The following is a 22382-nucleotide window of genomic DNA, read 5'->3' as shown; positions in this document are numbered from 1 at the left end:
TTCAAATAATATACAAATTTCAAAAGCTCCCTACCCGTTTCAATGGGACTGATCCCACTCCGGCAGAGAGCTTTTGCTGAATATATTCCAAGTACGTGTTCAATAAGTCGTCTATTTGAACTGCCTATCCGTTAACTACCTCTCCGCCATTGATGTGAAGCACCTGGCCGCTCATGTAAGAGGAGTCATCACAAGCGAGATATACATAGGCTGGAGCCAGCTCTTCCGGCTGTCCCGGGCGCTGCATTGGCGTATCTCCCCCGAACTTGGAGACCTGCTCCGCATCGAATGTCGAAGGGATCAATGGTGTCCAGATCGGGCCTGGCGCGACCGCATTCACTCGAATTCCGGTCTTTCCGACAATATTCATGGACAAGGCCCGAGTGAAGCTGACGATCGCCCCCTTGGTCGAAGAATAATCGATTAGCGACGGGTTGCCCCGATAAGCTGTAATCGATGCGGTGTTGATAATAGCGCTGCCCTTGCTCAAATGAGGCATCGCAGCATTCACAAAATAGAACATGGAGAAAATATTGGTACGGAACGTCCGCTCCAATTGCTCGGCGGTAATATCTTCAATCCCTGGCTGGGGATGCTGCTCCGCTGCATTGTTCACCAGAATATCCAGCCCTCCAAGCTCCTCTACCGTTTGCTTGACTGCTTTAGCCGCAAAGCTCTCTTCCCCGACATCTCCGGGAATCAGAACACATTTACGCCCTTCCTGCTCGACCTCTGCTTTAGTCTTCTCGGCATCGCCGTGCTCATTCAGGTATACAATGGCTACGTCAGCCCCTTCTTTGGCATAGGCTACCGCGACGGCTCTTCCGATTCCACTGTCTCCGCCTGTTATCAAAGCAACCTTTCGGCGAAGCTTGCCGGATGCAAGATAGTTTCCTTCATATTCGGGTTGAGGATTCATTTTCGATTCAATTCCGGGCTGTCTGTCTTGATGCTGAGGAGGCATTGTTTGTTTGGTCTGTCCGTTTCCTGACATGGGTGTAATCTCCTTCCATCATACAATTTTGAAATCCACCTCTTAGGATGGGCCTGCACACAAAACTTATGCTTAAGGTGCTTTCCGTTTCAAAATGTAAATTACCACCGCAGGCCGCAAACCAAACAACAGAAGTATTATACCCCCACCTTGAACCGGCTGAACAACCAGGAATCCTCCCTTTTGCGGCGGGACGCATATTTATAGCGAGACGAAGCGGCCATCCTCACAATCTCTCTCTCATGCTGCAATACCTCCGGGCCTGAACACTGCAGAACCAGCTGTCGACACTTATGTATGTTCTCATCAGATAAATGCAAATGGGATAGCAGCAGCAGATCATCCTCCCATCGATAACTTTCCGTCTCATATGAAAATTGAGGCCTGTAGACCGCAGTCAAAGTTGCTTTCTCCTGTATTCTGCAGCTGCCGCCCGACAACCATAATCTTATAGAGAATTCGGCCGTCTCCAGGTCCTTGCTGCTGAACCCGTCCTCGACGCCTCCAAGGTCACGGAAGCGTTGAAGACTCACGGCCCAGCAATCCGGCGACAGCCAGCATAATTCATCGCTTCCTTCATAAAGCAACGGATAGGTGGAGAATGAACCAAGGATCCCTCCGCAGCCCTCCAGGCTCTTGCTGCTGCCCGCATGCGCCTGTACGGTTATCCGAGGGGACTGAGCCTCGACTTCTCCGTCCATAATGCGTCTGGATAGCAACTCCAGACAGTCATCCTCGAAGTACAAACTGGAGCTGCAGAATATAATGACCTGCCCCGAGGCATGAGCAGCTGCCAGATTGCGGGACGGAATTCCCTCCCGGCCCTTTAATATTTTCAGAGGACTTGGAAAATGATAATACATTAGAAAGTCGCAGCAGCCGTCAATCGAGCCCTCATCGACAATAATGACTTCATAAGGAAGACGCGTTCGCGTCACCTTGAGTGATTCCATCGTCATGTATAAGCCAATTCCAGCGTTCTTCACTGTAAAAATAATAGAAATATTACAGTTCAAAGTCATACCTCTTCCCCTTTCTACCAATTCCATAATAACCCAATTAATGCTGTCAGTAAAGAAAAACAAAACATTTAGTTTATTATCTTTGACGGCTATTCTATCTATGGTAAATACAGGAGGGGAACTATGGACTACGATGCACTAGGCAAAAGACTTCGGGAAGAACGCCACAAAATGAATTGGACTCAGGAGAAGCTCGCTGAAAAAGTCGAGGTTTCCGATGCCTATATCGGACAAATTGAACGAGGAGAACGGAGCCTTTCCCTGGACACCTTGGTTAAGCTGGCTAATCAGCTTGGCGTAACGGTGGATTACCTGCTCCATGATTCTATCGCCATCAGTGACGACCAATTCATGAACCAGATCCGTCAGATTATGCTCGACCGGACAACTAAGGAAAAACAGCTGGCCCTGGATATTTTGAAAATGATGTTTGCACACCTGGATGAATTGAATACGAACCCATCTGAATAACAAAGAGGCTGAACTTACGTCAAATGATTGACGCTTCGTTCAGCCTCTCTCCTGTTTCTGATGTCGCATTGCGATTCGTTAACTTAAATTTAAATGGCGCGGTAAACCATAAAGAAAGAGATCAGGAGCACGCATACGCATAACAGACTACTGAATACGCGCAGCTTGCCGGCAACTTCCTGAAATCCCTTCTTCGAACGAATTCCTTCGAGCGCAACGCGAAGCGGCTTGCCCATCATTCCGCTAAGGGCCCCGATAGCCAGGAAGAGAACTAACACGATAACCATCCAGGTTACGGAATAGTCGCGGAATGTCATCAAGTATCCGCCCGTAAGCAGCTGAATCACCAAGCCGATTTGAGCGTATGTATTCAGGGTTTTAACAGCCGATACGGTGCCTTCCTGTGCTGCCGGAGACAGCTTGCCGACCTTTCCGAGCACAAGGGGCAGAAGCACATAGAAACCGAGTGCCAGGGTGCCTAGAATATGCAAGAACATGACTGCAACAAACGCAAAGTTCATTTCATATCCACCTTTCATCGTTAATTAGATTTATTACAATCTATTATAGCTTCTCCTACCTGTAAAAGAAAGAAGCCTTCCCGCAAGATCCTGAAATCTTGGAGAAAGCTTCTCTTAATCCCTCAAAGCCTATCAAGCGCCTGCTTTGCTCTCGACAACAGCAATGACTGTACGCACGGAGTCCGCAGATTTATCCAATGCCGCCTTCTCTTCCGAAGTGAGCTCAAGCTCGAAGACTTTTTCAATTCCGGCTCCGCCAAGCGTGACCGGAACTCCAAGGAACAGACCATCATAGCCGTATTCTCCTTCAAGCAGGGCAATCACCGGCAAGATGCGCTTCTTGTCCTTCAGAATCGCTTCCGTCATCTGAACCAGCGATGCTGCCGGGGCGTAATAGGCGCTGCCGTTGCCAAGGAGATTGACGATCTCGCCGCCGCCCACACGTGTACGCTGAACAATTTCCTCGATTCTCTCCTTGGAAATCAAGGTATCGATCGGAATGCCGCCCACACTGGAATAACGGACCAGAGGCACCATATCATCTCCATGGCCGCCCAGCACGAAGCCTCTCACATCCTCCACCGAGACATTCAGCTCCTGGGCTATGAATGTACAGTAGCGGGCTGTATCCAGTACACCGGACTGGCCGATGACGCGGTTCTTGGGAAATCCAAGCGCCTGATAAGCGGCATAAGTCATGGCATCCACCGGGTTGCTAAGAATAATCACGATGGAATCCGGGCAATACTTCTTAACATTTTCACAAACGGAAGTTACAATTCCCGCGTTGGTATGAACCAGATCATCCCGGCTCATTCCCGGCTTGCGGGCAATCCCTGCTGTAATAATCACGATGTCAGAATCCGCAGCATCCTCATATGAAGATGTTCCGGTAATTTGACTGTCAAAGCCTTGTACCGGACTGGCCTCCAACATATCGAGCGCCTTGCCCTTTGTCGGGTTCTCCAGTTGGGGAATATCAAGCAGAACAACGTCTCCTAGTTCTCTTTGGGCCAGCATCAGAGCTGTGGTTGCTCCTGTAAACCCGGCGCCTACCACCGTAATTTTCTTCCGTTTCATGAAGACCTCCTACATATTTTTTATAACATGATCCGCAAATTCGGAACATTTCACTTCTGTTGCGCCTTCCATCAAGCGGGCAAAATCATAGGTAACCGTCTTGTTGTTGATGGAGGCCTCCAATCCCTTATAGATCAAGTCGGCTGCTTCCTGCCATCCAAGGTGCTCAAGCAGCATGACGCCGGACAGAATCACGGAGCCCGGATTGACTACATCCAGATCCGCATATTTCGGAGCCGTGCCATGGGTAGCCTCGAAGATCGCATGACCGGTCACATAGTTGATATTCGCACCCGGTGCAATCCCGATTCCTCCAACCTGTGCGGCCAGCGCATCGGACAGATAATCGCCGTTCAGGTTGAGCGTTGCAATAACATCAAAATCGGTCGGACGGGTAAGCACCTGTTGGAGCGCAATATCGGCAATAGCATCCTTGATAATAATCTTGCCTGCGTCCTGTGCTTCCTTCTGAGCCTGATTCGCCGCATCCGCTCCGGATTGTTCCTTGATACGGTCATATTCGGACCAGGTAAATACCTTGTCACCGAATTCCTCCTCGGCAACCTCATAGCCCCAGTTCTTGAATGCGCCCTCCGTGAACTTCATGATATTTCCTTTATGCACCAAAGTTACGCTCTTGCGGTTATGCTCGATCGCATATTCCACCGCCGCACGAACGAGGCGCTTGGAGCCTTCCTCCGATACCGGTTTAATCCCGATCCCGGAGGTCTCTGGGAAGCGGATCTTCTTCACGCCCATCTCATTTTGCAGGAAAGCAAGAACCTTTTTAACTTCCTCAGAGCCTTCCTTATATTCAATACCCGCGTAGATATCCTCGGTATTTTCACGGAAAATGACCATATCCACAAGCTCAGGACGCTTGACCGGGGATGGTACGCCGTCAAAATAACGAACCGGACGCAGACATACATACAGGTCCAGCTCCTGGCGGAGCGCCACGTTCAATGAGCGGATTCCTCCGCCAATCGGGGTAGTCAGCGGTCCCTTGATGGCTACAATATACTCACGGATCGCTTCGAGCGTATCATTCGGAAGCCATTCTCCGTATGTATTAAAAGCCTTCTCTCCAGCAAACACCTCATACCAGGCGATTTTTTTCTCGCCGCGGTAAGCCTTCTCCACCGCTGCATCGAGCACCCGTTTCGATGCCTTCCAGATATCTCTTCCTGTTCCGTCTCCCTCAATGAAGGGGATTACAGGTTGATTCGGCACCTTCAGCTTGCCGCCCTCGATTACGATTTTCTCGCCTTCCGTCGGAAGGTCAAACTTTTCTAATTGCAGCATGTCAATGGTTTCCTCCTCATATAAATTTGGTAGTGCCTGAGGTTGTTCAAAAAGTCATCTTTTCATTTACTTCAAAATTTATTTTATCACAATGACAACCCGGTTTCCCGGGTTGTTCTCTTCCTAGCGCAAATCAATCGGAATGTACTGCTGATTTGTGGCCCCCGTATATTCGGCTCGCGGACGAATAATACGGTTGTCATCCAGCTGTTCAAGCACATGAGCAGTCCAGCCGGACAGGCGGCTGATTGCAAAAATCGGCGTGAACAAATCCCGCGGAATGCCGAGCATGGTATAGACCGATGCCGAATAAAAATCGACATTGGGCTTCAACCCCTTTTGGGATGTGACAAGCTCCTCCACCTTCACGGAGATATCATACAGGGTGGTATCTCCCCTCATCAATCCCAACTGACGCGACATCTTCTGAAGATGCTTCGCACGAGGATCTCCATTCTTGTAGACCCGATGACCGAAGCCCATAATCTTTTCCTTATTGGCAAGCTTCTTCTGAATATACGGTTCTGCCTGATCGAGCGTCCCGATCTCGCTCAGCATTTGCATAACCGCTTCATTGGCACCTCCGTGCAGCGGCCCCTTCAAGGTTCCGATCGCTGAAGTAATACCGGAGTAAATATCCGACAACGTGGCGATTGTAACTCGCGCCGAGAAGGTTGAAGCATTCAGCTCATGATCGGCATGGAGAACCAGGGCCTGGTCAAGCGCTCTTACCGCCACCGGGTCAGGCTCCTCTCCCGATAACATATACAGGAAATTATAAGAGAGGGAGACACCCTGCTTTGGAGCAACCGGTTCTTTTCCTTCACGAATTCTGGCGAAAGCGGCAATCAGTGTCGGCAGTTGGGCCTGCAGCTTAATAGCTTTCAATTGATTGCTTTCTCTGGAATTATCGTTAGCTTGCTCATCGTACAACGCCAGAGCAGATACGGAGGTCCGCAAGACAGCCATGGTGTTCGCCTCGGCAGGATACAACTTCATCTGTGCCAGTACAGCTTCCGGAACCGAGGCATACCGGTTCAATTGGTCCTGCAGCTCAGAGAGCTGATCACGATTGGGAAGCTTGCCGTACCATAACAAATAAGCCGCCTCTTCATAGCTTGCCTTTTCGGCCAGATCGTCAATATTAATGCCGCGGTACGCAAGCACACCGTCATGAATCGAACTGATGGAGGAAGTTGCTGCTACAATCCCTTCCAATCCTTTGGTAGCCGTCATTTGAACATCTCTCCTTTAGAGGTTATTCAAAAAGTCATTTTTGAACACGCATCTTAAATTAAATCAGAGTCTGGGATCCGTCATGCCAGTAAAAATTCACGAAATATTACTGTCTTGGTAACATGTTAAATTTATCATACTGGATTTCTAAAACCGTGGGAACACGTTCCTCCCCATTCGGATCATCAAATGATTTTATCACCCAGATAAATAAATTTTGTAATCGCTTTCTTGTCGCAATGATAAATGTCACATTTCGACATAAAATTTGTTTCGGAATATATAACTTGCAAGCAAAATAAAATGTCAAGAGGAGCCTGTCCCCACCAACGAATGGAAGGAGATAAATAAGATGGATCACATGATGACAAGACGCATGATGCGCGGCACTTGGGTTACTTTATGTATTACCCTTCTCGTTGGCGGATTTATCTGGCTGCTCCCTATCATCTATCCGTTCCTGATTGCCTGGCTGATTGCTTATCTGATCAATCCATTAGTTCGCTGGCTGCAGGTGTCTCTCAAATTTCCCAGGTGGCTTGCCGTCACAGGAGCACTTCTGATTTATGCCGTAAGCGGAGGAATCGTTCTTGCTGCTGCGATTACCCGAATGGTCAAGGAATTGCTCATCCTCGCCGAATCACTCGATGGACATATTATGCGGTGGAAGAGCTGGTTCGTGGATTGGACGCAGAGCGACGGTATTCATAACATTATAAATGAGATTAACCGATTTATTGTGAACAATCCCGGATATGAGACGACAATTCATAATAATATCGATCAAACCGCCCAGTCGGTCGGATCAGCAATCACCCGGCTTCTGAATGGACTGCTCGGAGGAATTTTGCAATTGCTGACCTCGCTCCCCAGCATGGGCATCCTGCTCGTTGTTATTTTAACCGCAGCCTTCTTCATCAGCAATCAATGGTCTAGAAACATGGCCTGGCTTGCAAAAACGGTCCCTGAACGGTTCCGTAAAAGCTTTCGCGAGGTATGGCTGGATCTTCAACAAGCCTTGTCCGGCTATTTCCGGGCGCAATTGGTGCTCATATCCGTGACCGCCTTTATCGTGCTGATCGGATTATTCCTGCTCGGCATCAATTCCGCCTTCACTTATGCCATCATGATCGGATTCGTCGATCTGCTCCCCTACCTGGGCGTAGGAACCATCATGCTGCCCTGGTTGCTTTACTGCTTCATGACAGGAGATACTTCCCTGGCTATCGGCCTTGCCGTGTTGTACGGGGTCATCATTATCGCAAGACAGATCATTGAACCGAAGATTCTGGCCAGCAGCGTTGGATTGGATCCGTTGCCGACCATGATCTCCATGTTTGTCGGCTTGAAGCTATTCGGCTTCCTCGGCCTGATCGCAGGGCCGGCTGCCCTGATCCTGCTTGGCGCGATGAGCCGGGCCGGTCTCCTGCGCGATCTTCGAAATTATATTATGGAAGGCAAGCTGCGTTAAACAGGCAGCAGGCAGAGATTACATCCGTTCGGGGGCTTGAAGGCCGATTAACTTCAGGCCGTTATACAAAGTGATGCGCACACCTTCCGTCAGAAGCAATCTCGAATCGCGCAGCTTCCGCTCTGCATCCATGACCGGACAATGATGGTAGAACCGGTTAAAGGCCTGCGCCGTATCTACAAGATAACGCGATATGATCGAGGGCTCCATTTTTGCTGCAGCGGACTCTACCGATTGAGGAAACAGAGATAGCTGCTTCACCAAGGCGTATTCCTCGGGCTCGGGCAAATGGAGCTCTTCAATCAAATTACTACTCCCGGAGAAAACCTCCGATACCTTACGCCCCTTCCGAAGCAGACTGCAGATGCGTGCGTATGTGTACTGCACATAGGGCCCTGTCTCGCCTTCAAAGCTAAGCGCCTGCTCCCAATTAAATACAATGTCTTTAATCCGGTTTGCGCTAAGATCGTTAAAGATTACTGCCCCTACTCCGACTTGTCTTGCCACCTCGTCCTTGCACTCCAGTGACGGATTCTTCTCCTCAATGATTTCATGAACCTTGGCAATCGTCTGCCGAAGCAAATCCTCCAGCTTCACGATATTCCCTTTACGTGTAGAAAAGCCTGTTCCCTCCAGACTGACGCGGCCAAACGGAACATGCACCAGTTGATCAGCCCACGGATAACCCATAAGCTCTACAACCTTGAACCATTGACGGAAATGCAGGCTTTGCGAATAATCCGTTACATACACCGCTTTATGAAATTGATACGTATCCTTTCGATATAAAGCCGCTGCGATATCACGCGTGTGGTAGAGCGAGCTGCCATCTTGCTTCAGCATTAATGCCGGAGACATATTGTAATCATCCAACCGGACGAGCATCGCTCCCTGGTCCTCTTCCAGCAGCCCTCGATCCTGCAGCTCGGTAATGACCCGGCCCATCTTGTCATTGTAGAAGCTCTCTCCCGTAATAGAATCGAATGAGGTCCCCATCAACTCATAAATCCGGTTGAATTCAGACAGGCTGAGCTCTACGAACCACTTCCATTGCTCCAGCATCTCTGAATCCCCCTGCTCCATTCGGGCAAAGACCGCTCTCGCCTCATCCTCCAGCTCAGGGCGGCGCTCTGCTTCTTCATGGAACCTGACATACAGCCTAAGCAGTTCGTCAATAGCCCCCTGCTCCAGCCTTCCCGGATCCCCCCACTGACGATAGGCGACAACCAGCTTGCCGAATTGGGTCCCCCAGTCCCCAAGATGATTAATGCCGATACACTCATACCCCATGAATTTGAAAATACGGACGAGCGCACCGCCAATTACAGTTGAACGCAAATGTCCGACATGAAACGGCTTCGCTACGTTTGGAGAAGAGAAATCAACAACGATCGTCTTTCCATTCCCCTCCTGATGGGAGCCGTATCCTTCGCCGCTATCCAATATATCCCGCAAAACACCCGGTGTGATCACCTTGGAATCCAAGTAAATGTTCAGGTAACCCGACAGCGATTCAGCATGGGCAATTCCCGATTGCGGATCCATGGAACCATTGATTGCATCCGCCAGCTGAGCAGCAATCTCCTGAGGAGCTTTGCGCAGCATCTTGCTCAGCTTGAAGCAGGGCAGCGACAGATCCCCCTTTGAAGCATCGGAGGGAATTTCCATCAACTTCAGTATTTCTTCCGCCGCGATTCCTTCTAGCCATTCATGTAGCTTGTCAGCCACAGCCCTTTGCAACTTCTTCATTCATTAGTCACCCTCTCCAAAATAAAAAAAGCCCCCGCCTCTAAAAAGAGACGAGAGACTTGAAGTTCCCGCGGTGCCACTCTAAGTACCGGACAACAGCTCCGGTCACTCTGCTGGATAACGGCCAGTGCCGGATTTACCTACTTGAGGGATTCGTTCGGCAAACCATCTCCCGGGCCCGCTTCGCTCACCCTGTCCATACCGGCTTCCACCCTCCCGGCTCGCTTGAATAGACTATAGATCAGCTACTGTCCCGTTCCTCGATAGTGCTTATAGAGGTTTTCAAAAAGTCATCTTTTGATCACAAAGTAATTCATGCGGTTGATTCGACATCGAATCTTGCGCTCACCCTAGAAGTCCGAGCGGATGCTTACGAGGTATGCTTCCTTTGGAAGCATTTTGCTCATGTAGGTTTTGCCTACACTCCGTTCCTCCTTCTTCGGGTTCTCGCAACCTTCTCGGTGCTGAAAAGCTGACTTTTTTGAACTTAGATTATGAAAATTCACGTTTTTATATTTATAAACGATGATGATCAATAAGTCAACGACGATAAAATGTTATCGTACCATCCTTCAGCTTTTTCCCGATCCATTTCATCAGCAGGGCGCGGCAGAGCGGGCGTGTCAATGGAAATACCAGAATAAATCCGAGTACATCCGTTACAAATCCCGGAAGCAGAAGCATCATCCCGCCAGCAAAGACGCACATCCCGTCAATCGCCATTTTCCCGGGAACCTGACCGCCGTTAATCTGCGACTTCGCGTCGGCCATTACCTTTCTTCCTTCAAACTGCATCATCAAACCGCCAATGACCGAGGTAGCCAACGTTAGAAAGATCGTCTTCCCAAGTCCGAGTCTGTCCGCAACGAATGCGTATCCCCAGAACTCAACGACCGGAACAATAACGATCAGCAAGGCTATCCATTTCCGCATAGGTTAACTCCTTTTCCAGCATCATGCATGCATTCAAGTTTCGGCGCTGTATATCGCCTTAAGGAGTATTGTACCTTGTTGATTCCCGATAATCAAAATTTACTCGCTAGCCTCCGCAAATCTGGCGTACCAGTCGGGAAATGTCTTTTTGAATTGAACGGGCTTGAAATCCTCGCGTCTGACCACATAATGGACAGAGTTTCCCAGTACGCACAATTCGCCTTGTCCATTCAGCACTTCATAGCTGTACACGGTCTTTACGCCGCCATTCTCCTTGATCCAGGTACGAAGAAGCACCTCATCCCCATAGCGGATTCCTTTTCTGTACTCCACCTTCATCTCCTGCACCGGGGATATATATCCGGCCTGTTCCATGTGAATATAATTCAATCCCAAGTCCTCGATCAGCTTCGTTCGCCCGGCTTCAAACCAGCCCAGGTAGTGAGCATGGTATATAATTCCCATCATATCAAACTCAAAATACTTCGGTTTAATCTCAAGCTCACTAATATACATCACGCCGCTCCTCTTGTTTATCATACCCCTATTATAAGTTGAACTAATGACTCCATTCTAGGGGACAAACGTATGGACACTTCATACTTCTATCCTATCTCACCGATGTCTCTATGTTTAACTTATTTAGAGTAAAAAAGCAACGGGATAGCCTGTTGCCAGGCTTCCCATTGCTTTGATTGTAATAGCAGCAATTATTTACGGATTTGACCGATCTTAACCAGGTTGGTCGAACCGGAACGTCCAAGCGGAATACCGGCTGTAATGACAACCAGATCTCCTTCTTTGACAAGCCCGGAATCCAATCCGCCCTTCATTGCATAATCGAACATTTCATCCGTAGAGGTTGCGATCTGACCCTTAACCGGAGTAACACCCCAGTTCAGTGCAAGACGACGCATGGTTGATTCTTCGGTAGTAACCGCAATAATCGGCGCCTTTGGACGATACTTCGATACCATACGAGCAGTATAGCCGGTTTCCGTCGAAGAAATGATCGCTTTCGCGTTCAATTCCAGTGCCGAATTGGCTACGGATTGGCTGATCGCTTCAGTTACAGTTGTTTGTTGCGCATTGCTTTGCTTAATGAAAATCTCACGGTATTCAAGTGCGGATTCTGCTTTTTCAGCAATACGGGACATTGTCAGAACGGATTCAACAGGGTATTTCCCTGCAGCCGTCTCGCCGGACAGCATGATCGCATCTGTTCCGTCAAAGATCGCATTAGCCACGTCACTCGCTTCAGCGCGTGTAGGACGCGGGTTGCGTTGCATCGAATCGAGCATTTGTGTAGCCGTGATAACAGGCTTGCCGGCACGGTTACATTTTTCGATCATGCGTTTTTGTGCCAACGGCACATCTTCAGCAGGGATTTCAACGCCGAGGTCGCCACGAGCAACCATAAGGCCGTCGGAAACTTCCAGGATTTCGTCCAGGTTGTCTACACCTTGCTGGTTCTCAATCTTGGAGATGATATGAATTTGGGTGGCGTTGTTCTTCTCAAGAAGTTCACGAATTTCAAGTACGTCGCTAGCTTTACGAACGAAGGAAGCGGCAATAAAATCGACGCCTTGCTCGATCCCAAACTTGATATCGTTAGCATCTTTCTCGGTGATGCCTGGCAGGGAAATGTTAACGCCGGGTACATTTACGCCTTTTTTACTCTTGATCGTACCGCCGTTTACGATACGGCACTTGATTTCGGTTCCTTGAATATCCAGAACAGTCAGACCGATCAGGCCGTCGTCGATCAGGATTGTCGAACCAACTTCAACATCATTCGGAAGATCCGAATAAGTAATGGAGATGCGGTCTTTGTCACCGAGAATCTCTTCCGTTGTCAAAGTGATAAGTTCGTCCTGCTCGAGCTCGATTGGCTCTTCTTTCAGCTTGCCTGTGCGGATTTCAGGACCTTTTGTGTCCAACAGTATGGCGATTGATTTCCCCAGCTCTGCACTCGCCTGGCGGATCGTCTTGATCCGTCCACCATGCTCCTCGTAATCTCCGTGGGAGAAGTTAAGGCGAGCGACGTTCATTCCGGCCATAATCAGCTTCTTGATGTTCTCTAACGATTCACTAGAAGGACCGATAGTACATACGATTTTTGTTTTGCGCATTTGGGTTTCCTCCGTATAAATTTTTTCTCTATATAATATCTTTTCCAACAACTAAATTTACTACAAAAACCTACATTTGTATAGGAAGTTTCTCATATTGTAACAGTCTTTGCTGTATATTAGTCATTGCCTGCCGTTACAGTATCTATTATCGGCATTTCAGCCGATTTTTTTTGCTCCTCAAATTCACCGATTTTACGGAACTTCCGGTAACGGTCCTCTACAAGCTCATCCGGATGAAGTGCAGACAGTTCCTCCAAGTGGCGCAGCAGACGCTCCTTGATGGCTGCTGCTACCTCCCCGTAATCTCGATGAGCTCCGCCCTTAGGCTCAGGCACAATCTCCTCGATCACTTCCATCTCGAGCAGATCCTGCGCTGTAATTCTCATCGCTTCGGCAGCCTGATCAGCCTTGGATGCATCCTTCCAGAGAATAGATGCCGCTCCATTCGGAGAGATTACCGAATAAATCGCATTCTCCAGCATAAGAACCCGATTGCCAACCCCGAGAGCAAGCGCGCCGCCGCTGCCGCCTTCCCCGATAACCACACAGATTACAGGCACACGAAGTTTGGCCATTTCCAGCAGGTTGCGGGCGATCGCTTCCGACTGCCCTCTCTCCTCCGCGGTAATGCCCGGATAAGCGCCTTTGGTATCGATAAACGTAATGATCGGCCGTCCAAACTTGTCCGCCTGACGCATTAATCTCAACGCCTTGCGAAAGCCCTCAGGATGGGCACTGCCGAAGAAGCGGGCAATATTATCCTTCGTATCCTTGCCGCGCTGTTGCCCCAGCACAGTAACCGGAACACCGTCCAATTTAGCAAGACCTCCGACCACAGCCAGGTCATCTCCGAACAGACGGTCTCCATGAAGCTCCATATAATCCTCAAAGATCAGCCCGATCAGATCCAGGGATGTCGGACGCTGATGGTGTCGGGCCAGATGCATCTTCTGCGAAGGGGAAATATTGCTGTAGATTTCCTCCTCCAGCTTCTTGTATCTCTCTTCCAGGCGGGCAATTTCCTCGCTGAAATCAATTCCCTTTTCCTGACCGAACTGCTCCAGTTCCCGGATCTTATCTCTTAATTGAGCGAGAGGCGCTTCAAAAGGCATTTCTACAGCCATCCTACACTCCCCCTTTCGGAGTATGCATCTCCAGCAGCTTGGACAAGGTTGCCCTCATCTCTTTCCGATGAACGACCATATCCAGTTGTCCGTGCTGAAGATTGAATTCTGCCGTCTGAAAATCATCAGGCAGCTTCTGGCGGATCGTCTGCTCAATGACAATCCGTCCGGCGAACCCGAATACCGCTCCTGGTTCAGCCATAATAATATCGCCGAGCATGGCAAAGCTGGCCGATACCCCTCCGGTCGTCGGATCGGTAATGACCGAGATAAACAAGCCGCCCTGCTCGTCCAGCCGTGCAAGCGCAGCGCTCGTCTTCGCCATCTGCATAAGACTCAGGATACTCTCCTGCATGCGCGCGCCCCCCGAGGTCGAGAAGATGACAAGCGGCAGGCGCTTCTCTGTAGCCGCTTCGATAGCACGGGTGATTTTCTCTCCAACCACGGAACCCATGCTTCCCGAGAAAAAGTCAAAGCTCATCACCGCCAAAACTGCCGGAAAGCCGCCAACAAGACCTTCACCGGTAACTACAGCTTCCCGCAGACCCGATTTCATCTCCTGCTGCTCCAGCTTGTTCGCATAGCCGGGAAAGTTCAGCGGATCGACGGATACGAGATCCTCATCATACTCAACGAAGCTGCCCTCATCGACCGTCATCCGGATTCGCTCCATCGCATTCAGCCGCATATGATGCCCGCAGGAGGAGCAAACCTTCAGGTTCTTCTCCAGCTCTTTACTGTATTGAATGCTGCCGCAGCGGCTGCATTTGTTCATCAGACCTTCTGGAATCTCCCGCTTAGGGCGATCTCCATCCGCCGGCAGCGTGTCGCTTCCCAATCGCTCTGAAGGAATGGTCGCGTATTTTCTTTTCTTCTGGAACAAGTCTTTAAACACAACTCCACCTCTTCAGCATTCCATATTTCGCCACATCGCAGCAAGACAAGGAAACCGGGTCTTCATGATTTCCTTGCCTCTTATGGATGCAATATGTTATTAAGCACTTCCTGAACCTCTTCGAGTTCACCTGACGGTACAAGAATCTCAAACTGCTGTTTGGATAAATTGACAGGACGGGTTTGGACAAGAAAGCCTTCTTCGGTGAGTTTCGTCTTGATCATGTCCGCAATCTTCGCGGTAGGCGCAATGTACATTACAGTCCACATGTCCTCTTCCAAGCCCCCTACAATATTGTTGAGCCCAATAATAGAGTAATGATAACACAACTGTCAAAATTACCGCAACAAAGAGCGCAGGGTGCCTTTAAGTAAGGGGCTGGATTAATTTGCAAAATATGTCGCAGCGTTGTCGTCTTTATGCGCGATTCTTGCCGAAGCGGCTGCAGCCAGTCCGGCGACCAGATCATCAAGGAAGACATGGATACGTCCCTGCGTATTATTCAGCGTACCGATGACCTTCGGCTTTACCTTGTCCAGATAGCCGAAGCTGGTCAGACCGATCATGCCAAATACGCTTGTGATGCCGAGAGCCATCGTCTCATCCACCCCGTACAGTGCTTCATCGGCATTTAAAATAGACTGCAGCGGCTCCGGCAACAGATTCCGCTCCGCCAACTCGTCCAGGGCGACGCCGGTGAATAACGTATACTGCACTTCCCGCTTTTGCAAGACGGCCTTGACGCTCTCCAGACAAGCCTCCGGCTGTAGTCCTTCATGATAAGGAAGCTGCAGGTCGTAGACGATATCCGCAATCTGCTCCAGGGTGACTCCCCGGCGCAGCAACCAATTCTCTGCAAGCTGATATGACATAGAAGCATCCCTCCGTTCGTGTTCCTAAGTGTATGCGGAGGGATGCCGAAATGTGCTCTGAAATTCTATCGAATACGTACCGTATTCGGGCCGAGCACAGTCTCTATCTCGTGAACCAGCTCCGGCGATGGACGGATGCGGTAGCGTTCATTTAACTCGAGCAGCTTGCCTGTCCGCTCGTAGAACAGCACGGTCGGCACAGGACCGTTGTGCTGTTCGAGCAGCGCCTTCAGCTGCTCCAGCAGGCGGGCGTTCTCCGCCGCCGCCGTGATCTTCACGAAGACGCGCTGCCCTGCAGTCGTCTTCGGCTCGCCTTCGGGCTCCGCCGGTTTGTCCGCGGCGGCGCCCGAAGGCGGTGCCTGCTGCGCAGCGCCGGATGGCGGCGCAGCAGGGCTCTTACGTGCGGGCGCTGTGCGCCCCGCACGTCCATCCGCAGCGGCGCGTCCGCCTCTGGCGAGGCCGCGCCGCAGCTCCTGCAGGCTCTGCGCGCTTAGCGGCGCCACCTCATCGGCCAGCAGCTTGAAGCCTTCGTCTTGCTGCTGGACGGTGGCGCGGAGCGCAAGCAGAGCCCCCTTGCTGATGTGGCGCGAAGAACGCCGCCACACCTCGGGGAAGAGCACGACCTCGCAGCGTTCGATCTGGTCCTCCAGCTCCATGAAGGCCATCGCCTTGCCCTGCTTGGTCGTAATCGCCTTGATGGAGACGACCATGCCGGCGACCACCGTCTTCTTCTCATCCGGCGCCTCCTCCAGCTCCATCAGCTTGTCAACGCCTTCCTGCTCCAGGGCCTGCTCGTAATCATCCAGAGGATGTCCCGAGAGATACAGGCCGAGCAGCTCCCGCTCCAATTCCAGCTGTTCCGCACTCGATAATCGCTGAACCTCAGGGTAGTCGATCTCCCAATGGGGCGTCTCCACAAAATCAAACAGCTGGATCTGCAGATCTTCACGTTCCTTCCGCCACTTTACAGCCGCCTCCACCGTCTCATCAAGCATCGCCAGCAATTGAGCCCGGTGTCCCGGGAGCGCATCGAACGCCCCCCCCTGAATCAACGACTCAATCACCCGCTTGTTGCAGACGCGAAGATCCACGCGGCGGCAGAAATCGAGCAAGCTGTCGAAGGGCCGTTCCTTCCGCTCCTGAAGAATGCTCTCCATCGCCTGGGTGCCGACATTCTTGATGGCGGCCAGGCCGAACCTGATCACGCCATCCAGCGGGGTGAACAGAACACTGCTCTCATTTACATCCGGAGGCAGCACCGTAATTCCCATTCTGCGGCATTCGACAATATATTCAGCCACCTTGCGATGGCTCCCCATCACGGCCGTCAGCATAGAGGCCATAAAATGCACAGGATAATGCGCCTTCAGGTAAGCCGTCTGGAATGCAAGCACACCATAGGCTGCCGCATGAGCACGAGGAAAGCCGTAATTGGCAAATCTGACAATCATGTCGTAGACCGCATTAGCATCCTCTTCGCGGTATCCCAGCTTCACGCTTCCGGCCACAAAGTGGGCGCGCTCCTGATCCAGCACCTCGCGCTTCTTCTTGGAGACGGCGCGCCGCAACAAATCCGCTTCCCCAAGCGAGAAGCCTGCCATTTGGGAAGCAATCTGCATGATTTGCTCCTGATAGACGATAATTCCGTAAGTATCCCGCAGAATCGGTTCCAGATCAGGATGGGGATAATCCACTGCCGTCTCCCCGTGCTTGGCGGATATGAACTTCGGAATAAATTCCATCGGTCCCGGCCGGTACAGTGCTACGACGGAGATCACATCTTCAAAGGCCGTTGGCTTAAGATCCCGAAGCACCCGGCGGATTCCGGCGGATTCCATCTGGAATACGCCCGTTGTCTCGCCATGACCGAGAATCTCATATGTCAGCGGATCATCATCCGCTATTTGGCGAAAATCCGGGGCCCGGCCCGTCTGTTCCGCAATCCAGTTGCTGCAGCGCTCGATGATAGACAATGTTCTTAATCCGAGAAAATCCATCTTGAGCAAGCCGACCGACTCCAGATGCTCCATCGAGTACTGGGTCAGGGCCGTCCCCTCGCTGCCTGCCTGCAGGGGAACCGCATCGGTCAACGGATCGCGCGAGATCACGACGCCCGCAGCATGCGTCGAAGCATGCCGGGGCATCCCCTCTACCTTGCGGGCCATATCCAGCAGTCCCTTCACTCTTACCTGGGTCTCATATAGCTGCTTCAAATCCGAGCTGATCTCCAATGCCCGCTCAATCGTAATCCCCAGATTGCCGGGAATCAGCTTGGCAACCTTGTCCACCTCGGCAAAAGGTACATTCATCGCCCGCCCGACATCCCGGACCGCAGCACGGGCCGCCATCGTTCCAAAGGTAATAATCTGCGCAACATGCTCGGAGCCGTATTTCTCGGCAACATAAGCGATAACCTCATCCCGCCGCTCATCGCTGAAGTCGATATCGATATCCGGCATCGTGACCCGCTCGGGATTCAGGAACCGCTCGAACAACAGCTTGTATTTCATCGGATCTACGTCGGTTATCTTCAATACATAAGCCACCAGGCTGCCTGCGGATGATCCCCGGCCCGGCCCGGTCGCGATTCCTCTGGAATGCGCGTAGGCAATAAAGTCCCATACAATAAGGAAATAATCGGAGAAGCCCATGCTGGCAATGACGCCCAGCTCGTAGCCGAGCCGCTCGTACAATTTTTTCCTGCCGTCCTCGTTCTCCCAAATCTCCTGCCCGCTGTACCGGGATTCCAGCCCCTTGCGGCATAGCTCCGCAAGATACGCTCCTGCATCCATTCCTTCCGGTATCGGCCGGAAGGCAGGCAGGATGTGCCGGCCGAACTCCAGCTCCAGATTACACTTGTCAGCAATAACCGCAGTATTTGTAATGGCCTCGGAAACATGAGGGAAGAGCGCGGCCATCTGTTCACCGCTCTTCAAATAAAGCTGCTCTGTACCGATCTGGAACCGCTCTTCATCCTCAATGTTCTTTCCCGTTCCAATGCAGATAAGCACATCCTGCATCTTGGCATCTTCCCGCTCCAAATAATGGACATCGTTCGTGGCGACAAGCTGTACCCCAATCTCCGCAGCCAGCTCAATAAGCAGCGGATTCACCTTCTTCTGCTCCGGCATGCTGTGATCCTGTAATTCGAGATAGAAATCCTCGCCGAATACTTCTTTATACCGGAGAGCGGCACGCTTGGCCTCGCCGGGCCGTCCATGCAGCAGATGCTGCGGCACTTCGCCGCCCAGGCAAGCGCTGAGACAGACAAGTCCCTCGTGATGCTGCTCCAGCACCTCCCAGTCGATGCGCGGCTTATAATGGAATCCCTCCAGATGTCCAATGGAGCAGAGCCGCATCAGATTCCGGTATCCTTCCTCATTCTTGGCCAGCAAAATCAAGTGGTGAATAGGCTGATCCTTCCGGCTCCCCCGCTCTTTGCGCGAACCGGCTGTAAAGTACATTTCGCAGCCGATAATCGGCTTGATCCCGTTAGCCTTACACAATTTATAAAATGGAATGGCTCCATACATGACACCATGGTCGGTCAGAGCCAGCGAGGTCATGCCTAATCCCGCGGCCTTTCCCACCAGCTCTTCAAGACGGGCTGCGCCGTCAAGCAAGCTATATTCACTGTGCACATGCAGATGAACGAATGGATTGCTGTTCATGCCTTCCCAACCTTTCGCAAACCGTAATAAGTCCCCCTCCTTTGACACAGGGAGAAACATTTGTTCCCTTCTAAATTATTCTATCATAGAATGCGGACAAGTGCCCATAGAATGGTATGGATAAGGAGCTATGGATACAAAAATGGAGAGGAGTGCCATGAACGAATGAGCACATTTCTTACAAAAGCTATTATGGATTTTTTTGTTGCTTTCGGTATCGTGCTCGGAGGAGCATTAATAGGCGGGATCGGAGCTATCGTATCCTTGCAGCCCCCGACCCAGACGATGCTGGATATCGCCGGACGAATCAAGATTTGGGCACTGGCTGCCGCAGTAGGAGGCACGATTGATCCCATGCGGGTAATCGAGAGTAATTTCTTTGATGGAAATATCTCACCGGCAATCAAGCAAATTCTGTTTTTACTTTCTGCCTTTATGGGAGCTCATATCGGGGCAGAGCTGGTAAGGTGGATGTGCGGAGGGGGGCGGGGATGAGCGAAGAGCGCAAGCTGCCCTCACGGGAATCCCTTCAAGGCTTCAGACGATTCATGCAGCTATTCTCGGTATTTGTCCTGGGCATGGTAGCCGGAAGCATCATTTATAATCTCGTATTTCAGAAGAGCTATAATCAATTGTGGATTGAGAACAAGGATTTGCAAATCCAGCTTTATCAGTCAGAGGAAGATAATAAGACTCTGAAGAAATATCAAAACCGTTCGACCGTAGTCAAGGAGATTAAGATTCGGGTTGAGGAGCGCGATCCTCCGCTGGATGCGCTTGCGGTGAAGGAAGTGGTTCAGCAGCTGCACGAAGAGCTGGAGGTGCTTCGGGGCAGAAGCATCTTCGAGATCGATTCCGATGCCAAGATGGCGCGAACACTGCTGAATCGAAAAATTTACACAGTTCGCGAGAAGGAGTACAGCATACAGGTCAAGACGATGCTCGTCAGTGAAGGCGTCCTCCAAATTTGGGTGGATATCCGTCCTTACATCAAGAGCTAAACGGCCGCGACGGCATCCGAAATCCATGTTACAATGATAAAGATCACAACTGCATAACAAAAAAATATGAAGTGCTCATTCGTGATCAAAAGTTGACTGTTCGAATAACCTCTAAACGAAGGAGCCGTGACCCTTATCATGATTGAGAGCCTGTTATATGTTCTGTACGCCATTCTGATTGTATCGAGCGTCTGTTCCATTGTGTTCAGTGTCAAATCCCGCCGTTCCCTGGACCCGCGGGTTCGCGGCTTGTCCCAGGCAAAGATGAACATCAGCATGGGCTTCATGCTCATTGTGCTGTCCTTGATCCAAATGTTCATGTTCAGCGGGTCCACGGTACGCGTTATTGTTGGCGCTTTATTCATGGTGATCGGCGCATTCAACCTTTTTGCCGGATTCCGCAATTACGGGCTGATCTCCAGACATCGTGCAGAGTAAGCATTCGTTCTAGGCGTGATCAATGGATTGAAGCGTCATAACCACCTTGGAGATCAAATGCTCTTGATAGGTCATCACAATTTCCAGCTTGCAGGTTTTGCGCGTCATCTCAAGAACCAGCGGACGGATAATGACCGGGTTTTCGATCTGGACCGGACGAACAAAGTAAGTGGTCAGATTATCCACTACATAATCTCCCCCGCCGCTGATATCCTTGGCCGTACTCAAGCCTGCATGCGTCATCAACGAAGTTAGTACACCATGAGAAATGGTGCCTAAATCGGTAGCCATTTGAGGGGTGATCATCCCGTGAAAGAATAGACGCCCGTCTTCATCACGTTCTTCGGCAAACCCGTTCCACATTAAATGCTCGAACGTCTCGCCCATCTGCGGCTGATTGCGTGCATCACGCATGGCCTGAAGAACTTCGCGCCGGGTAATGGAAGAGATCAGCTTCCGGTTTCTGTCCACGACCGGCAGGAAATCAATGCCTTCCCACACCATGATTTGGGCAGCCGATGCCAGCGAAGTCTGAAGGCCGACCGTAATCGGATGGCGGGTCAGGCATTTTTCGATGCTCTGGTCTCCGCTCAGCTCCTCCACATTTTTGCGGCTGATAATCCCGATCACCCGATTCCATTCATCAACGACAGGAAAATGATATTGCCCTGTCTCTATAGACAGCTGATCGAAATCAGAAATATTGCTCGTTACCTTCAGCATGTTCACCTTCGGCTTGCTTGCTACAATATCTTCCACCAGCATAATCTTTTTCTTGATCAGTCGATCAAAAATCGCACGGTTAATCATCGATGCGACCGTAAACGTATCATGACGGGAGGAAATAATCGGCAGGGACAAGCTGTCTGCCTGTGCCTTGACCTCCCGGCTCGTACCAAATCCCCCGGTAATCAACACGCCTGCTCCTTGTTCAAGCGCCAGGGCATGGGCATTCTCGCGGTTCCCGACAATCAGCAGGCTTCCTGCATCGATATAGCGGGCCATTGCGTCGATCTTCATCGCGCCGATGACGTACTTATACAACGTCTTGTCCAGTCCTTCCGCTCCGCCAAGCACATGTCCCTCCACGATTTCGACAACATCCCCGAAGGTCAATTGATCCGAAATATTGCGCGGCTTCTTCTCGACACGAACCGTGCCAATCCGTTCCTTCGTAATCACAATCCCCAGATTTTCCGCTTCTTTCACGGCCCGATAGGCTGTTCCTTCACTGACCCCCAGACTCTTGGCCAGCTTACGCACGGAAATTTTGGTTCCAATCTTAAGTCCCTCAATATGCTGTAGAAGCTGCTCGTGCTTCGTTACACTTTCTTCATGTCCCTCCAACTGTTATACCCCCCGTCGGATTCTGTACCACTCTGTATCTAATATACACTATAATCGAATACTCAGCCAAGATTCAGGCTGTTTTCAGATTCCACCGCTATGATAATTGAAGAATTT

Annotated in this window: 21 protein-coding genes and 1 other annotated feature; of the genes, 5 read left to right on the top strand and 16 right to left on the bottom strand. The window is 50.8% G+C overall.

Translation table 11 applies throughout. From position 1 onward, the window contains the following. Positions 1–124: 124 nt before the first annotated feature. Together KQJ23_RS19125 and KQJ23_RS19120 are read right to left on the bottom strand one after the other, a co-directional pair. The gene (locus KQJ23_RS19125; protein WP_216480506.1) at positions 125–994 is read right to left on the bottom strand and encodes an SDR family oxidoreductase; all 870 of its coding nucleotides are present in this window, start codon (positions 992–994) and stop codon (positions 125–127) included. A gap of 137 nt (positions 995–1131) precedes the next feature. Then, positions 1132–2016, bottom strand: a complete 885-nt coding sequence (locus tag KQJ23_RS19120) for a glycosyltransferase (RefSeq protein ID WP_283571210.1) — start codon at positions 2014–2016, stop codon at positions 1132–1134. Positions 2017–2139: 123 nt separating this feature from the next. On the opposite strand from KQJ23_RS19120, the gene KQJ23_RS19115 reads away from it, so the two are divergent. After that, the gene (locus KQJ23_RS19115; protein WP_216480504.1) at positions 2140–2487 is read left to right on the top strand and encodes a helix-turn-helix domain-containing protein; all 348 of its coding nucleotides are present in this window, start codon (positions 2140–2142) and stop codon (positions 2485–2487) included. Between the two features lie 89 nt (positions 2488–2576). Here the strand turns inward: KQJ23_RS19115 and KQJ23_RS19110 are convergent, their stop codons facing one another. From KQJ23_RS19110 to KQJ23_RS19095, 4 genes are all read right to left on the bottom strand, one after another. Continuing rightward, on the bottom strand, positions 2577–3008 hold the full coding sequence (locus KQJ23_RS19110) for a hypothetical protein (protein ID WP_216480503.1): 432 nt from the start codon (positions 3006–3008) through the stop codon (positions 2577–2579). Positions 3009–3140: 132 nt separating this feature from the next. Continuing rightward, on the bottom strand, positions 3141–4088 hold the full coding sequence (gene mdh, locus KQJ23_RS19105) for a malate dehydrogenase (protein ID WP_216480502.1): 948 nt from the start codon (positions 4086–4088) through the stop codon (positions 3141–3143). Positions 4089–4097: 9 nt separating this feature from the next. Beyond that, positions 4098–5393 carry an NADP-dependent isocitrate dehydrogenase gene (icd, locus tag KQJ23_RS19100; protein WP_216480501.1) on the bottom strand — a complete coding sequence of 432 codons (1296 nt, stop codon included), beginning with the start codon at positions 5391–5393 and terminating at the stop codon, positions 4098–4100. Positions 5394–5516: 123 nt separating this feature from the next. Continuing rightward, a complete protein-coding gene (locus KQJ23_RS19095; protein WP_216480500.1) occupies positions 5517–6629 on the bottom strand; it encodes a citrate/2-methylcitrate synthase in 1113 nt (370 codons plus the stop codon). Positions 6630–6981: 352 nt separating this feature from the next. On the opposite strand from KQJ23_RS19095, the gene ytvI reads away from it, so the two are divergent. Further along, on the top strand, positions 6982–8100 hold the full coding sequence (gene ytvI, locus KQJ23_RS19090; RefSeq protein WP_216480499.1) for a sporulation integral membrane protein YtvI: 1119 nt from the start codon (positions 6982–6984) through the stop codon (positions 8098–8100). A gap of 18 nt (positions 8101–8118) precedes the next feature. Here ytvI and argS read toward each other — a convergent pair whose 3' ends face one another. The 9 genes from argS to KQJ23_RS19045 all read right to left on the bottom strand — a co-directional run bounded on the left by argS (position 8119) and on the right by KQJ23_RS19045 (position 19479). Further along, positions 8119–9849, bottom strand: coding sequence for an arginine--tRNA ligase (gene argS, locus KQJ23_RS19085; protein ID WP_216480498.1), 1731 nt, complete (start codon positions 9847–9849; stop codon positions 8119–8121). A 43-nt stretch (positions 9850–9892) separates the two neighbouring features. Further along, positions 9893–10119 (bottom strand) — a binding site (T-box leader). A gap of 270 nt (positions 10120–10389) precedes the next feature. Next, a complete protein-coding gene (locus KQJ23_RS19080) occupies positions 10390–10782 on the bottom strand; it encodes an FxsA family protein (RefSeq protein WP_216480497.1) in 393 nt (130 codons plus the stop codon). Between the two features lie 99 nt (positions 10783–10881). Continuing rightward, a complete protein-coding gene (locus KQJ23_RS19075; protein ID WP_216480496.1) occupies positions 10882–11298 on the bottom strand; it encodes an acyl-CoA thioesterase in 417 nt (138 codons plus the stop codon). Between the two features lie 194 nt (positions 11299–11492). Beyond that, positions 11493–12914, bottom strand: coding sequence for a pyruvate kinase (gene pyk / locus KQJ23_RS19070; protein ID WP_216480495.1), 1422 nt, complete (start codon positions 12912–12914; stop codon positions 11493–11495). A gap of 119 nt (positions 12915–13033) precedes the next feature. After that, a complete protein-coding gene (locus tag KQJ23_RS19065) occupies positions 13034–14041 on the bottom strand; it encodes an acetyl-CoA carboxylase carboxyltransferase subunit alpha (RefSeq protein WP_216480494.1) in 1008 nt (335 codons plus the stop codon). A 1-nt stretch (position 14042) separates the two neighbouring features. Next, positions 14043–14936, bottom strand: coding sequence for an acetyl-CoA carboxylase, carboxyltransferase subunit beta (gene accD, locus KQJ23_RS19060; RefSeq protein WP_216480493.1), 894 nt, complete (start codon positions 14934–14936; stop codon positions 14043–14045). Positions 14937–15016: 80 nt separating this feature from the next. Continuing rightward, positions 15017–15205: a glutamate decarboxylase gene (locus tag KQJ23_RS19055; protein ID WP_216480492.1), complete on the bottom strand. Its 189-nt coding sequence runs from the start codon at positions 15203–15205 to the stop codon at positions 15017–15019. 114 nt (positions 15206–15319) lie between these two features. Next, a complete protein-coding gene (locus tag KQJ23_RS19050) occupies positions 15320–15808 on the bottom strand; it encodes a phosphatidylglycerophosphatase A family protein (protein WP_216480491.1) in 489 nt (162 codons plus the stop codon). 65 nt (positions 15809–15873) lie between these two features. Beyond that, the gene (locus KQJ23_RS19045) at positions 15874–19479 is read right to left on the bottom strand and encodes a DNA polymerase III subunit alpha (RefSeq protein ID WP_216480490.1); all 3606 of its coding nucleotides are present in this window, start codon (positions 19477–19479) and stop codon (positions 15874–15876) included. A gap of 165 nt (positions 19480–19644) precedes the next feature. Between KQJ23_RS19045 and KQJ23_RS19040 the strand changes: the two genes are divergently transcribed. From KQJ23_RS19040 to KQJ23_RS19030, 3 genes are all read left to right on the top strand, one after another. Further along, the gene (locus KQJ23_RS19040) at positions 19645–19974 is read left to right on the top strand and encodes a YtrH family sporulation protein (RefSeq protein ID WP_216480489.1); all 330 of its coding nucleotides are present in this window, start codon (positions 19645–19647) and stop codon (positions 19972–19974) included. Next, positions 19971–20480 carry a sporulation membrane protein YtrI gene (locus tag KQJ23_RS19035; protein ID WP_216480488.1) on the top strand — a complete coding sequence of 170 codons (510 nt, stop codon included), beginning with the start codon at positions 19971–19973 and terminating at the stop codon, positions 20478–20480. The genes KQJ23_RS19040 and KQJ23_RS19035 overlap by 4 nt, the downstream gene beginning before the upstream one ends. A 138-nt stretch (positions 20481–20618) precedes the next feature. Beyond that, the gene (locus KQJ23_RS19030) at positions 20619–20918 is read left to right on the top strand and encodes a YtpI family protein (RefSeq protein WP_216480487.1); all 300 of its coding nucleotides are present in this window, start codon (positions 20619–20621) and stop codon (positions 20916–20918) included. Positions 20919–20927: 9 nt separating this feature from the next. Here the strand turns inward: KQJ23_RS19030 and KQJ23_RS19025 are convergent, their stop codons facing one another. Further along, on the bottom strand, positions 20928–22265 hold the full coding sequence (locus tag KQJ23_RS19025; protein ID WP_216480486.1) for a DRTGG domain-containing protein: 1338 nt from the start codon (positions 22263–22265) through the stop codon (positions 20928–20930). Positions 22266–22382 lie beyond the last annotated feature (117 nt).

Source organism: Paenibacillus brevis (genome assembly GCF_018919145.1).
GTDB classification, from domain to species: domain Bacteria; phylum Bacillota; class Bacilli; order Paenibacillales; family Paenibacillaceae; genus Fontibacillus; species Fontibacillus brevis.
This window is presented reverse-complemented; position numbering and strand designations above follow the sequence as displayed.